The sequence below is a fragment of the Parafrankia soli genome (genome assembly GCF_001854695.1).
GTDB classification, from domain to species: Bacteria; Actinomycetota; Actinomycetes; order Frankiales; family Frankiaceae; genus Parafrankia; species Parafrankia soli.
In genome coordinates this window covers 1-13,532 of sequence record NZ_MAXA01000147.1, presented here as the reverse complement: position 1 = coordinate 13,532, position 13,532 = coordinate 1, and the positions used below count along the sequence as shown (strand labels likewise).

Annotated in this window: 12 protein-coding genes and 4 pseudogenes; 9 read left to right on the top strand and 7 right to left on the bottom strand. The window is 69.2% G+C overall.

The window, feature by feature from the left end; translation table 11 throughout:
* On the top strand, positions 1 to 424 hold a 424-nt coding region (locus BBK14_RS13325), incomplete at its 5' end, for a transposase (RefSeq protein ID WP_198541262.1).
* 7 nt (positions 425 to 431) lie between these two features.
* On the opposite strand, the gene BBK14_RS38890 is transcribed toward BBK14_RS13325, so the two are convergent.
* Positions 432 to 674 carry a hypothetical protein gene (locus BBK14_RS38890; protein WP_071062427.1) on the bottom strand — a complete coding sequence of 81 codons (243 nt, stop codon included), beginning with the start codon at positions 672 to 674 and terminating at the stop codon, positions 432 to 434.
* Positions 675 to 841: 167 nt separating this feature from the next.
* Between BBK14_RS38890 and BBK14_RS42815 the strand changes: the two genes are divergently transcribed.
* A complete protein-coding gene (locus BBK14_RS42815; protein ID WP_198541263.1) occupies positions 842 to 1,000 on the top strand; it encodes a hypothetical protein in 159 nt (52 codons plus the stop codon).
* Here BBK14_RS42815 and BBK14_RS42810 read toward each other — a convergent pair.
* Positions 940 to 1,149: pseudogene (locus BBK14_RS42810) on the bottom strand (transposase); the annotation flags it as partial. The gene BBK14_RS42815 and the pseudogene BBK14_RS42810 overlap by 61 nt on opposite strands.
* Before the next feature lie 122 nt (positions 1,150 to 1,271).
* Between BBK14_RS42810 and BBK14_RS13310 the strand changes: the two are divergent.
* The 4 genes and pseudogenes from BBK14_RS13310 to BBK14_RS41285 all read left to right on the top strand — a co-directional run.
* A pseudogene (locus tag BBK14_RS13310) lies at positions 1,272 to 2,144 on the top strand (reverse transcriptase/maturase family protein); the annotation flags it as partial.
* 94 nt (positions 2,145 to 2,238) lie between these two features.
* Complete coding sequence (locus BBK14_RS13305; RefSeq protein ID WP_131802286.1) at positions 2,239 to 2,577, top strand: hypothetical protein; 339 nt, start codon at positions 2,239 to 2,241, stop codon at positions 2,575 to 2,577.
* Positions 2,578 to 2,684: 107 nt separating this feature from the next.
* Positions 2,685 to 2,972, top strand: a pseudogene (locus BBK14_RS42170) (DUF6444 domain-containing protein); the annotation flags it as partial.
* A gap of 185 nt (positions 2,973 to 3,157) precedes the next feature.
* Positions 3,158 to 3,544: an IS66 family transposase gene (locus BBK14_RS41285; RefSeq protein ID WP_157904255.1), complete on the top strand. Its 387-nt coding sequence runs from the start codon at positions 3,158 to 3,160 to the stop codon at positions 3,542 to 3,544.
* Between the two features lie 502 nt (positions 3,545 to 4,046).
* Here the strand turns inward: BBK14_RS41285 and BBK14_RS13295 are convergent.
* Positions 4,047 to 4,757 carry a TetR/AcrR family transcriptional regulator gene (locus BBK14_RS13295; RefSeq protein WP_083390915.1) on the bottom strand — a complete coding sequence of 237 codons (711 nt, stop codon included), beginning with the start codon at positions 4,755 to 4,757 and terminating at the stop codon, positions 4,047 to 4,049.
* A gap of 100 nt (positions 4,758 to 4,857) precedes the next feature.
* On the opposite strand from BBK14_RS13295, the gene BBK14_RS13290 reads away from it, so the two are divergent.
* Entirely contained in the window at positions 4,858 to 5,883 is a 1,026-nt protein-coding gene (locus tag BBK14_RS13290) for a hypothetical protein (RefSeq protein WP_071062421.1), read from the top strand.
* A 461-nt stretch (positions 5,884 to 6,344) separates the two neighbouring features.
* Here BBK14_RS13290 and BBK14_RS13285 read toward each other — a convergent pair whose 3' ends face one another.
* Both BBK14_RS13285 and BBK14_RS13275 read right to left on the bottom strand, forming a co-directional pair.
* The gene (locus BBK14_RS13285) at positions 6,345 to 6,989 is read right to left on the bottom strand and encodes a dihydrofolate reductase family protein (RefSeq protein ID WP_071062418.1); all 645 of its coding nucleotides are present in this window, start codon (positions 6,987 to 6,989) and stop codon (positions 6,345 to 6,347) included.
* A gap of 867 nt (positions 6,990 to 7,856) precedes the next feature.
* On the bottom strand, positions 7,857 to 8,936 hold the full coding sequence (locus tag BBK14_RS13275; protein ID WP_071062413.1) for a GlxA family transcriptional regulator: 1,080 nt from the start codon (positions 8,934 to 8,936) through the stop codon (positions 7,857 to 7,859).
* Between the two features lie 131 nt (positions 8,937 to 9,067).
* Between BBK14_RS13275 and BBK14_RS13270 the strand changes: the two genes are divergently transcribed.
* Positions 9,068 to 10,129 (top strand): NADPH:quinone reductase, encoded by a 1,062-nt coding sequence (locus tag BBK14_RS13270; RefSeq protein ID WP_071062411.1) that lies wholly within the window; start codon positions 9,068 to 9,070, stop codon positions 10,127 to 10,129.
* 61 nt (positions 10,130 to 10,190) lie between these two features.
* On the opposite strand, the gene BBK14_RS13265 is transcribed toward BBK14_RS13270, so the two are convergent.
* On the bottom strand, positions 10,191 to 11,603 hold the full coding sequence (locus BBK14_RS13265; protein WP_071062409.1) for a YhgE/Pip domain-containing protein: 1,413 nt from the start codon (positions 11,601 to 11,603) through the stop codon (positions 10,191 to 10,193).
* 138 nt (positions 11,604 to 11,741) lie between these two features.
* Positions 11,742 to 12,317, bottom strand: a pseudogene (locus BBK14_RS13260) (alpha/beta hydrolase); the annotation flags it as partial.
* Positions 12,318 to 13,021: 704 nt separating this feature from the next.
* On the opposite strand from BBK14_RS13260, the gene BBK14_RS13250 reads away from it, so the two are divergent.
* A complete protein-coding gene (locus BBK14_RS13250) occupies positions 13,022 to 13,522 on the top strand; it encodes a hypothetical protein (RefSeq protein ID WP_071062348.1) in 501 nt (166 codons plus the stop codon).
* Positions 13,523 to 13,532 lie beyond the last annotated feature (10 nt).

The window sequence follows — 13,532 nt, the reverse complement described above, 5'->3', positions numbered from 1 at the left end:
CTCCTGGACCCCGGCCCGCCAACGCGGCACCGACACCATCGTGATCAAATTTGCGGCGGCGACCTGCACACCGTGTCCCGCCCGCGACCAGTGCACCACCTCGAAGAAACACCGCCGGCAGCTCACCGTGCACCCCCGCGACGCCTACCACGCCCAAGCCGACGCCCGCGCCCGGCAGGACACCACCGACTGGCAGGCGAAATACGCGCTGCGGGCAGGGGTCGAGGGCACCATCCGCCAGGGCGTCGCCGTCACCGACCTACGCCACACCCGCTACCACGGCCTGGCCAAGACCCACCTGCAACACGTGTTCTCCGCGGTCGCCCTCAACCTGATCCGCCTCGACGCATGGTGGAACGGCCACCCCCTCGACCGCACCCGCACCAGCCACCTCGCACGCCTCGAACTCACCCACGCCGCATAAGGCCGAATTAGCCAGCAGGGTCCCTGACCGGGGCGACGGTGGCGGCGGTGGCGGCGGTGGCGAGAGCGGCTTCGGTCATGGGCACGAACCAGGCGGTGTCGTTGGTGTCCTGGGTGACGGTGTGGGCCAGGACGAGGTAGTCGTCGGTGACCACGAGCTGGGCGTTGTAGCCCTGGACCCAGCCCGGTTCGGTGGGAGGAGGCGTCCGTTCCCGGCCGAGGCTCGGCGACGACCTGTTCGGCCGCCGCACGTTCGGCCTCCTCCGGCCCGGGCTCGGTGCGCCGGTCGTACTCGTCGCGGACGTGGGCGCGGGTCCGGTTCGCGCCCAACGACGCGTTCGCCTCGATCTTCGTGCCGTCGACCGCGACCTGTCCCAGCCGGCCCAGTCCGTGCCGGACGCACAGTCTCAGGACCTGGGTGAACAGGTCCGTCACCGCCTCCTGGCAAGCCACCACGAACCGGGAGACCGTGCAGTGGTCCGGGACGTCGCCGGCGCAGGCCACCCGGAACGCCACGTCGACCGCGCACAGCCGCTCGACCTGCCGCGACGAGCGCACTCCCCGCGCCCAGGCGTAGACCACCAGACCGAGCAGCATGTCCGGGTCGTAGGCGGCCCGGCCCACCCCGCCGGTGCGGTAGCGGGCGTGCAGCACCGAGGTGTCCAACACCGCGACCGTGTCGAGCACGAACCACACCAGGTGCTCGTCGGGCAGCCACTCCCGCATGTCCGGGGGCAGCAGGAAAGGCTGGTCCCGACGCACCGGCCGGTAGTCACGCGCCACAAGGAGATCATTCCACCCGAATAGTGATCAGCCGGGCAGCGACACCCCCATTTTGCGACAGGCTCCTCTACTCCAACAAGGGGGCGATGACACCCGGGTTGACCGGGGAGACCGTGGACGGCATGTCGCTGGCTACCATCGACCGCATCATCGATGCGATGCGCCACGAGCGCTACCGATGGAAACCGGTGAAGCGGGTGCACATCCCGAAGAAGAACGGGAAGAAACGCCCGCTGGGCCTGCCGACCTAGTCGGACAAGCTGGTCGGCGAGGTGGTGCGCCTGCTGTTGGAGGCGTACTACGAGCCGACCTTCTCCGGCCGCTCCCACGGGTTCCGCCCAGGCAGGGGCTGCCACACCGCACTCGGTGAGGTGGTCGATGTCTGGAAGGGCACGCACTGGTTCATCGAGGGCGACATCGCCCGCTGTTTCGACGAGCTTGACCATCAGGTCATGCTCGACACGGTGGGCGAGAGAATCCACGACAACCGGTTCCTGCGACTCCTGAAGGCCATGCTGAGCGCGGGGTATCTGGAGGACTGGAAATGGGGAGCGACACTCTCCGGAACGCCACAAGGCGGTCCGGCGTCCCCGATCCTGTCCAATATTTATCTCGACCGGCTGGACAGCTTCGTCGCGACACACCTACTCCCGAACTACAACCGGGGCGAACGCAGGGTACCCAACCCTGCCTACCAGAAAGTCGAATATGCGATCGCGCGTGCCCGACGGCACGGCGACCGGCCAGCATTACGCCGGCTTCGCCGGCAACGCCGCCAGCTACCCAGCCAGGATCCCCAGGATCCCAGCTATCGGCGGCTACGGTACGTAAGGTACGCGGACGATATCCTGTTCGGGTTCAGTGGACCGAAAGCCGAAACACAGGAGATMACCGAAATGGTCCGACAGTTCCTTCGCGACGACCTCAGGCTGGAACTGTAAACATTCAGCCATTCGGGGGGCTGGTTGATGCGTGGTCTGCGGGTGACGGTTGGCCGGTAGCGGGTGTCGGGTCGCGGCTAGGGTGATCGATGTGGCCATTGACGATGCTCGTGCTGTGATCGACGCGTTGGCTGAGCCGGAGACGTTGCTGGTGTTCGGGGTGCTTGCGGTGAGGACGTCGAGGGCTGGGGTGAGCGCGTCGGACCAGGTGCGGTCAACGCCGTACGTGACGCCGTTCGGCTTGATGAGAGCGACGTCGCTGTCGCGGGACGTGGTCGAGGCGGCGGCCGCGCGTCTGAAACGGGCCGGTCTGCTCGAGGTCCTGGTCGATGACGAGCGGGGGTATGAAAGCTGGCGGGTCAGCGAGGCCGCTCTGGCCGCCGCGACGACCGAGTCGGTCGGTGTCGGCTCGCGAACGGGCCGTGGATGACAGCGGGAACCGGCCGGTTGTCGAGACGATGTGACGGTCTCGGCGTGTTGGTCGCGGATGCGGTGGCGTGGTCGTAGTGTGATCGTCGGGTGGCCGCGTCGGAGGAGATGTCACGCGAGGGGTTGATCGCGCTCCTCGTGTTACGGGATGCGCGGATCACGGCCCAGGACGGGCAGATCATGACGCTGTCCACGCAGGTCGCGGACCTGGTGGAGGCCAACGAGCGGTTGGCGGGGAAGCTGGCCAGGCTGGAGCACCTGCTCTCGCGCAACTCGTCGAACTCGTCGACGCCGCCGTCCAGGGACGACGACCCGGGTAGGACGCCGCCGTCGGAGAAGGCGAAGCCACGTGCCGGCGGTGGTCCTACGCGTGCCCGGGGCAAGCAGCCCGGTGCGCCGGGGGCGAACCTGGCCTGGACCGACGGCCCGACCAGCCGGGTCGACCGGTTTCCGCAGGGGCGGTGCGAGTGCGGCCACGATCTGGCCGCGGCGGCGGATCTGGGGGTTGTGGACCGCTACCAGCAGAACGAGGTCCCCCCGATGTCGGTGACGGTGACGCAGTACGACCAGCATCAGGTGCGGTGCGGCTGCGGCACCCTCTGGTCAAGCAGTTCCGAGACGGGGTGCTGGTCGGGCTGTCCGACACCACCAGCAACGGCGGCCGTCCCGGCGAACGCAAGGCCCGTCTACTGCTGGAAGTGCTGCGCGACCGCGAAGCCGACGTCCTGCGCTTCGCCCACGACCTGCGCGTGCCGCCCACCTCCAACCAGGCCGAACGTGACCTGCGACCAAGCAAGATCCAGCAGAAGATCTCCGGACGCCTCACCAGCGAGCAGCGCACCACCGACCGCTACCGCATCCGCGGATACCTCTCCACCGCCGCAAAGCACGGCCACAACATGATCGACGCCCTCCGCGACGCCGTCCTGGGCCACCCCTGGATGCCACCCGACCCCGCCCCAGCCTGACCTATCACACCGGATACCAGCACCACCCACCGCGCACATGCCGGCGGGTTCTTCGCCGCGCCATCACGCAGCAAAACCGCAGCTCAGCACCACGGCTGAATGTTTACGTTCCAGGGGCGGGTTGAGGCGGTCCTGTGGGGCGGCTGGTCCGATCCYGAGCGATCCGTGCCGGCCTCCACGGTGGTTCGAGGGTTACCACCCTGCACGTACGTACGCACGTACTAACCTGCACGTACTAACTTTTGGCCCGTCGTTCGACGGTGACCTGAGAGACCCTGCGGAAACGACTACGCGTCGGCGCTGCCACCGCCCGCCGACTGGTCGCACAGCTGCGCAGTGATGTCCATGTCGCGCTCGACGGCCAGGGCGAGTCGGCGACGTAGAACTCGATAACACCACGCCCTTCTGTGCCGGTCGGGGAGGCGTGCCCGCGGGCTTCCCCGTCATCCGGCCGGATGACGGGACGCCAGGGCTCGTGACTCGGGATTGTGCGAAGACCTCGCTATGGTCCTCGGATGCCGTTCGGAACCGGGCGGTGAGGCTGGTCGCGGGTGTGGTGTGCCTGGCCGTTGTCGGCGGTCTGTGGGCGTCTCTCGGCTGCTTCGAACGCGGGCCCGAGTGGCGCGAGCGCTGCTCGTAGCAGTTCAGGCAGCGAGCCGGACAGTAGGACGAGTCCCCCGGCTGCGGGGGAGGTCGCGGTGGTCAGCCAGCGTGTGAGCGCGATTCGCWCTGCGGTGGCGACGCTCGCTGCGAGTACGTGGGCGGTGAGCTGGTCGCTGTCRCCCAGGCGCTCGGCGATCACGGCGGTGAGGGGCTGCTCGATCTCGTTGACGGTGCCGAGGAAGGCATCGCGAAGCGTGGGGCGAGTCGTGATGAGCAGTAGTGCGCTGGGATCGTGGCTGCCCGGGTCGGTGTACTGCGCCACGATCGCCTCGATGATGGCGGTGGCGAGTGGGGTGCTAGCGGCCTGGGCAGCCACTGCCGCCGCGACCCGTGCTTCCCGTTCCGCGGTGACGGCGGCGACGATCGCCTGTTCGCGACTGGAGAAGTAGTTGTTGTAGGTCCGTGGCGAGACCCCGGCGGCCTCGGCAATGTCGTCGACCCGCACGCCGTCGGGCCCACGCTCCAGGGCCAGCCGCAGGGCGGCCTCCCGTAGAGCCTTCCGGGTGGCTTCCTTCTTCCTCTCCCGTAGGCCAGGCGGTGGCGTCGTCACCAGGCCAGCATCCCACGGCCGCATGCGTACGCGCAAATTTGCGTGCGCGCATCTTTCTGCTAGCGTCGGATCGTCTCCCTCGCCAGGAAGGACCAGACGCATGCGCGCCAAGGGCATCACGTACGACACCGGCTTCGTCCACAAGGGCGAGATCTCCCGCCAGCGCTTCCACTCCGACGTGGTCAGGCGGGAGCTGGCCATCATCCGAGACGACCTGCACTGCAATGCTGTCCAGATCACCGGCGGTGACCCGGAGCGGCTGGAACTGGCCGCGAGCCACGCCGCGGAACTCGGGCTGGAGGTCTGGTTCTCGCCCTACCCGCTGGAGCTGACGAGCGACGAGATCCTGACGCTGTTCGCCGACTGCGCCCACCGCGCGGAACGCCTCCGGCAGCAAGGAGCCGCGGTCGTGTTCGTCACCGGCGTGGAGCTGACCCTCATGAACCGGGGATTCACACCCGGCGACACCCTCGCGGAGCGACTCGGCCTGCTGCTGGGCGAGCCCAACGGCCGACTCGAACGGCTCGCCGAGATAAGTGCCCGTCTCAACGACTTCCTCAACGACGCAGTCGCCGTGGTCCACCAGCACTTCAACGGGAAGGTCACCTACGCTGCCATACCGTTCGAGCGGGTCGACTGGACGCCCTTCGACATCATGTCGCTCGAACTCATCCGATCCGCCGAGGTCGCCGACCGGTACCGGGAAGGCGTACGCACCCTCGTCGCGCAGGGAAAGCCAGTCGCGATCACCGGATTCGGCACGGCCACCTGGCGCGGCGCCGGCGACAGAGCACCCCGCAGCATGGAGATCGTCGAGTCCGACCCGGAAACCGGCGCCCCCCTCCGGCTGAACGGGACCTACGTCCGCGACGAGGCCGGCCAGGCCACCTATCTGGCCGAACTACTAGAGATCTTCGACACCGAGGGGGTCGACAGCGCCTTCGTCTTCCTCTTCGCGCTCGAGAGCCATCCGCACCGTCCCGATGGTGATCCCCGCGACGACCTCGACCTGGCCAGCCCCGGCATAGTCAAGGTCCTCGAGGACCGCCGCGGAGACACCTATCCCGACATGGCCTGGGAACCCAAGGCCRCCTTCGCGACCATCGCCGAGCACTACGCCACCTGAGCACCCCGTCACAGCGTCCTCTCAGGTCCAGTTTCCGCATAGCGCTCGATGTCCACACAGGACAAGAACACGGCGACACGGCGATGTTGGGCAATCGTCGTACATCGGCCCATACAGGTCTTCAAGATAGGATCACAGTCCGAAGAACGGGACCCACCTCGCGGCATCACGACGTACCAGATCATTCCGGCCCGGATCGCAGGCGGACGAGGCTAACCCCGTCTCGCCACTACACACCGCGCAGTCGGGCACAGAGTGGCCCCTCATCCCTTCCGCGGATGGGGGGCCGTTCACGTGTCTGGCGTTCCTCCGACCAAAATAGTCACCCAGAACAACAATTTCCGTGGTGGTTAACGGCCTCAATGCCACAGGCAGGCAGGGGCCTGATCCGACGCCGTGACGGAATGCCGGCCTGACGGATTCACCGCCGACGACACGGACCCACCTGGCGCGGGGCGGCTTCAGTCGTCGCGCCCGGCACCGCGGTCGGGTGCGCTCATGTCCCCCGTCCCGGGCGTGCCCTCGGCGAGCCCGTAGCGCAGGTACACGGTGCCCTTCGGACCGGCTACCGGCGGTTCGAGGAGTGTGACGTTCGTGGGCACCGCGCCCCCGTCGAACACCTTCTTCCCGACACCGAGCACGATCGGGTGCACCCAGAGGTCGAGACGGTCGAAGAGCTTCTCGCGCAGGAGGGTCTGCACCAGGTTCAGGCTCCCGACGACCTTCACGTGCTCGTGCCGGTCACGGATCTCGCGTACCGCGCCGGCCAGATCCGGGCCGAGCCGCGTGGACCCGGCCCACGAGAGGTCGGGCCTGCCGCGGGAGGCCACGTACTTCGGGACGCTGTTGAAGAGCGTGGCGATCTCGTTGTCCTCGCCGCCCTCCTGGTACGGCCAGTAGGCGGCGAAGATGTCATACGTCCGCCGGCCGAGCAGGAGGGCGTCCGTGCCCTCGTACGCGGCACCGACCTGCGCCCCGGCGACCTCGTCCAGCAGGGGCGCCTGCCAGCCGCCGAACGGGAACCCCACCGGGTCCTCCTCGGGGCCGCCGGGCGACTGCCCGACGAGGTCGAGGGTCGCGAACAGCTCGATGTGGATGAGGCCCATGCCTTACTCCCGATGAGTTGGTTGTCTCCGTCGGGAGGTAGACCTGTGGGCACCGGCAGACTCATCGCTGCGACGGCACCCAGCTTCGTACTCGTCGACCGCCTCGCCCGGCGCATCGGTCACCACCGGCGTCCTGCGGTCAGCGTCCTTGCGACGCCCGRCAGGTATGCCGTGCGCCTTGATCCAGGCCCGCACGTCCGATTCCTCGAAYAGCACATGCCGACCGATCTTGAAGCACGCGGCCCGGTGCCCTCAGACCGGGACGCCGCACCGGCACTCCCGCAGGCCCTGATCCGAATGTGGCCCATCCGGGGTTTCAGGGGCCGCCGGACAAGGCGTAGGAGACGAGGTGGGTATCGTCCGGGTCAGCCACCCAGATGACGGTCGAGCACAGTGTCTCGCCAGCGACCACGGCCAAGTGCTCGGGACGGAACACGGTTGCGCCCCACGGTGTGCGGCCTACTGCCACGAGCATTCCGCCCTCCGGGTTGGCCTCCGCCCTCGTCACCGGACCGCTTCGGGTGACAGTGTCACACATTCCCTCCMGCCTGGCGGACAGTGACGGGTGAGGCGGCGTCGGGGCCGGTCTGCCGGCGCTTGCCGAAAGCGGCATAGGTACTTGCGTAAGCGCCCATGTAAAACGGGCAATACCGGCCTTGCAGCCCCCYTGTGCCGAGCGGCTGGCCGAGCCAGGGGATCAGATGGTTTCCGCGTGAGCGACCACCGAAGGTAGCAGGCGAAGTCATCACGTGATGAATGCCCACCGCGCCGGCCAAGGAGCCGATGTCCCGAGACACGCTATTCGCATGTCCTGAGCCAGGGCACTACCAGGGGCACCACACCCATGCTGACCTGCGACAGACCCGACTACCAACGATCCAGTGGATTGAGTACAGCGCTGCTGGACCCCGAACGAGGTGTGATGATCGTACCGCCGCGATCACGGAAGGTCTGCCGGTAGGCAGTTGGTGAGACACCCGTCGCGGCTCGGAAGTGCTGGCGCAGCGAGATCCCGGTCGCGAAGCCCGTGTGCCGGGCGACCTGGTCGATCGGCAGGTCGCTGCTCTCGAGCAGATACCTGGCCCGCTCGACCCGTTGCCCGGTCAGCCACTGCCCGGGTGGGAGGCCCACCTCGTCCCGGAACCTGCGGCTGAATGTCCGCACACTCATGCGCGCGTGGGCGGCGAGCTCGGAGAGGCTGGTCGGCTCGCCCAGGCGACGAAGCATCCACTCCCGGGTACTGGCCGTGYTCGTCCCGGAGGGCGGCGGTACCGGGCGCTCGATGTACTGCGCCTGGCCGCCGTCGCGCCAGGGCGGCACGACACAGCGGCGGGCCGCGCGGTTCGCGACCTCGCTGCCATGATCGCGGCGAACGAGGTGCAGGCACAGATCAATGCCGGACGCGGCGCCCGCAGAGGTCAGCACGTCCCCGTCATCGACGAACAGGACGTCGGGGTCGACCGTCACCCGGGGAAACATCCGGGCCAGGCGCTCGGCCTCGAACCAGTGGGTGGTGGCCCGGCGTCCGTCAAGCAGCCCGGTGGCTGCGAGCAGGAACGACGCCGTGCAGATCGAGACGACCCGGGTGCCCGCCGCGACCCTGGCGAGGGCCGAGGCCACCAGGGCGACTGACCGGGGGTCGACCAACCTGCTCCGTTCGTCCGGCTCGTCCGATCCGGGCCAGCGGGACGGGCCGGACGGGCCGGCCTCCTGCGGATGGACCGGCGCGAGAACCACGGTGTTCGCCGTCCCCAGCATGTCGGCCGTGTGATCGACGGCGACGGTGAACCCGGCGGCCGTGCGTACGGGCTCGCCATCGACGGTGCAGACGACGACGTCGTAGAGCGGATCGCCGGCCGGCCCGACCGCCGCCCCGAAGACACGGGCGGGTATGCCCAGCTCGAACGGGATGACGCCGTCAAGCGCGAGAACGGCGACGCGATGCATGGCCAGATCCTATCGAACAGTGACTATCAAGCCACTCCTGTCCACGCCCCGGCCGGGGCATCCTGACCTCACGACGCGTGAGCGCACCAGGAACTGATCTGGGTCTGAGGAACGATGAGGGGACAAGATCAATGAGGGCGATCGTGTACGAACGCACCGGTGATTCGGAGGTGCTCCGGCTGGTGGAGCGTCCCCGTACGGATCCCGGGCCGGGCCAGGTCCGAGTACGGGTCGCGGTGTCGGGAGTGAACCCGACGGACTGGAAGGCCCGCAGTGGCGCGCACGGACCGGTCCCACCGGGCGGGCTGGTCCCGAACCAGGACGGCGCCGGTGTCGTGGACGCCGTCGGCGCCGGAGTCGATCCCGCCCGGGTCGGGGAACGGGTGTGGATCTGGGAGGCGGCCTGGCGACGGCCCGACGGCACCGCGCAGGAGGAGATCGTGCTGCCCGCCCGCCAGGCGGTCCCGCTGCCAGCCGGTGCATCCTTCGATCTCGGAGCCAGCCTGGGCATCCCGGCGATGACCGCGCACCGGACCCTCACCGTCCATCCGGAGGGCCCGGCCGCGCTCGGACCGTCGGCGCTGGCCGGCCGGACCGTGCTTGTCGCGGGTGGCGCTGGCGCGGTCGGACACGCGGCGATCGAGCTTGCGCGCTGGTCCGGCGCGAACGTCGTGACCACCGTCAGCTCACCCGGGAAAGCGGCGCTGGCCGCCGCCGCAGGTGCCCACCATGTGGTCAACTACCGCGAACCCGACGCCGCGGAGGCGATCGGCAAGGCTGCGCCGGACGGCGTCCACATCGTCGTCGAGGTGAACCCAGGCGCGAACGCCGAGCTCAACCAGCAGGTCCTGACTACCAACGGAGTAGTGGTGATCTACGCCGACGGCGGCGGGACGCATCTGCCCATCCCGATTTTGCCGTCCATGATGTCGAACACCCGGCTGCAGTTCATCCTCGTCTACACCATGCCGGACACGGCCAAACTCCAAGCTGTCAAGGACATAACAGCAGCGGCAGCAGTCGGCGCGCTGCGCGTCGGCACGGACGCCGGTCTCCCGCTACACCGGTTCCGGCTGGAACAGACCGCCGCAGCGCATGACGCAGTCGAGGCAGGCACCGTCGGAAAGGTCCTCGTCGACGTCACCCATGCCCCGGAAGATCCCGAACAAGTCCACCTTCCGGACGAGGAATAGTTTCTTCTTTTCCGACCGGTTATTCGAGATCCAAAGAGGACGACCACGACGGTCCGTGCTCTCATTCGGCCCGTTCCTGGGCCCGGTAGTCCTGGACGGAACGATCGACGTACGCCAGCAGCTCCGGAGTCAGCCGGTGCAGCGCCCGTCGGTCGTACCAGCGGACGACAAGGGTGCCCACGGCGAGCCAGCAGAGCAGGCCGATCGCGGCCGCCACGACGCCACGGGTMAGACCCGCGTCAGCCTGGGCGCCGAAGTACAGGATCGCCCGGTCGCCGGCGAGGATCTGCCGCAGCGGCTCAGCCTCGCTGAGCAGCCGGAAGAAGCCGGGTAGTGCCTCCACGGGGACGGTCCCGCCGGCCGAGGCCAGGCCGGCGTAGACGAACAGCAGGATGGCGACCAGCTGCCCGGGGGTGCCGAGCACCGCGAAGAGCACAATCGTCCCGGCGGCGACGCTCGCCGCGCACAGCCACGCGTACAGCCACAGCAGCAGCGGATGCGGCGCGTCCATGCCCACCGCGCCGGCCGCGACCGCGAGCATCAGGCCGGTCACCACCGCGGTCAGCACCGCCGCCATCGCCCATTTGATCAGCAGGGTCCGCCACCGGCTGATCGCCTTGGGCTGGAGCTGGGTCCATCGGGGGCCGACCTCGGAGGTCCCGTAGCCGAGTGCCGCGTCCACCGTGGAATGCAGGATGGTCCCGGCCAGGAACCCGCACATGAGGGTCAGCAGGGCCAGGTAGAAGGCGCTGAGGCCGAGCGCGCTGCTCGCGGGCGGGGGATGGAACTGGCTGGTCGTGACCGTCACCGGGTTCGCCAGGAACGCCTTCGTCGCGGCGTCGTGGGGCCCCGCGCCGGCCACCGCCGTGAGCTGGCCGCTGACCGTCCGCGAGGCGGCGGCGACAGCGGGCTGCAGGATGCCGGTGGCCAGGCTCACCCCCAGCGTGCCGGCCCGCGGGTTGGTCAGCAGCTGGATCGCCCCGGCACCCGCTGTCCCGGCCGACGACGGACCGGCCGACGACGGACCGGCTGCCGACGAGCCGGCTGGCGGCAGACCGGCCTGTGCCAGGAGCGAGGCGGTGAAGTCGGGCGGGATCACGACGGTCGCGTACGCGCGCCCACGGTTCATGGCTCGTTCGGCCTCGGACCGGGTCACCGGCTCCAGCCGCAGCCGGCCGGACACCGCGGGACTCGCCCGCAGGCCGGTCTCGATCCGCCTGCCGATGTCGAGGTGTTCTGTTCCCAGCGTGGCCCCGCGGTCGCTGTTCACCGCCTCGACCGGCAGGTCGCGCACATGAGCCAGCGGGTTCACCGCCGACGCGAGGTACAGCGCGGTCATCGACGCGACGACAACCGAGGCCAGGACCAGCGGCAGCACCCACACCGCGCGTTGGCGCAGCAGGTCGCGCACGCGAACCGGAAAGTCGTCCCGCGGTGTCCCGTTCTCCGGACCCAACAGACTGTCTCGTCTCACTCAGGCCCCGTGGGTACACAGTTCACGGGCCGGCCAGAAGGCCGCCGGCCCGCCACGGGACACGCGGACATCGCGTCAAGCACTCTCGGGGAGGATCGGGCCCGGAGGGAGGCTTCCGGGGCGTGACTCGTCGTCAGGTCAGGCGGTCACCGACTTGACGGCCGTCCTGATCAGGTCCGCCACCACGGTCGGCTGGGAGAACATCACCAGGTGCGACGAGTCCACCTCGACCGTGTCGACGCCCGCGCGCTGGTAGCCGAAGCGCTCGACCTCAGGATTGATGGCGTGATCCGACGTGGCGACGATGCCCCAGGCCGGCCTGGTCCGCCACGCCGCGGCGGGTGCCTTCTCACCGAACGCCGCCGCGGACAACGGCCGCTGCGACACGGCGAGCACCGCGGTGACGGCCGGGTCGACGTCGTGGGCGAAGACCGCCCGAAACTTCTGGACGTCGACCGAGAGATCGACACCGCCCGGGAACGGTGTGGCGACCAGCGCCGCGCCCAGGTCGGAGTCGGGGAACCGCCCCTGGAGCTCGCCCAGGGCCTCGCCCTCCTCGAGGACGAAGCCGGCGAGGTAGACCAGGGCCTTCACGTTCTCGGCGACACCGGCCACGGTGGCCACCGCGCAGCCGTACGAGTGGCCGACGAGGACGACGGGACCGTCGATCGCCGCGAGGACCGACCCGAGGTACTCGGCGTCGCCGACGAGCGAGCGGTTCGGGCCCCTCTCGGGGGCGGTCCGCGAGGGGCGGGACGTCGACGACCACGCCGGCGGGAACGCTTCCGGCGCGGTCGTCGGCCTGTCAGATCGGCTCGAAACCCAGCCAAAAGCTGTAAAGGCTGGTGCCGTCGGCCGCGTCGTCGATCCGGAACCCGATCAGGTCGCTGTTGTGCGTCCAGTAGATGGCGCACCTGCCGGCGCGGGAGAGCCCCGCTCCGCGCGCTTGGGCGTCGCGCGACCTCGCGGCCTGGTCCGGGAAGGCGAACGCTGGACCGAATGCTCGTTGCCGGCGCTGCATACCACCGCAGCCGTCACGTCGTCGCCCTCGCCGTCCGGGTATCCCGCGCAGTCCGAGAGCGCGTTGGGGCGGAGCTTGTCGACGGGCGCCTGCTGCGCCGCGGTGAGGCCACCCACCTGGGTGGGCTCCGCCGCGCTCGCGGTCGGCTCAGGGGTCGGCTCCGGCGTAGCGGAGGCCGATGCGCAAATCGCTGGATGATCGCGATGGTGGAGCCTCCGGTCGCGGCCGACGGAAATCGTTGGCCGCCTGCGATCGGACCGGGCAGTCTGTGCTCGTGGTCGTCCTCCCGTTCCCCGAGAACCGCACTGTGGGCACGATCGATTGGATTGGCTCCTCCTACGACCACCTGGGGCCGCTGCCGGCACGCGGTGACGTGGAAGTACCGGACGGCGGGGAGGTGGCCCTGGAGATCCACCCCGCCGCGGAGCTGGATGGCCACGGCGGCAGAACCGTCGAATCGGCCTCGGTCAGCTGGTCTCCGGTCGACGTGCGCTTTCTCGATCAGCTGCCCTCCGACAGCATCACCGGGCTGTCGATCACGTACGCGGTTCAGCCCGGGTCGCTGGCCGCGCTCGCTCACCTGGCCCCGGGCCTGCGCAGGCTGACGCTGGCCTGGACCGATCTGACCGACGAGGCGCTGCCGCACCTGGCCATGTTGCGGCACCTGGCCTGGTGGCAGAGTTTCGGCAACCATTTCAGCGACGCCGGGGTGCAGCAACTCGTCGCACTGGAGGAGCTCGACCACCTCTACCTCGAAGAAGCAACCCTCACCCTGGCTGGTTTCGCCTTCGCCCGGCGTCTTGAACGGCTGTGCCGCCTGGGCGTCCAGGACGCGATGCTGTCGAAACGGGACCTGAAGACCCTTCGCCGCCAACTCCCGGGCGTGGACGTCGGGTGACGAGCATCCC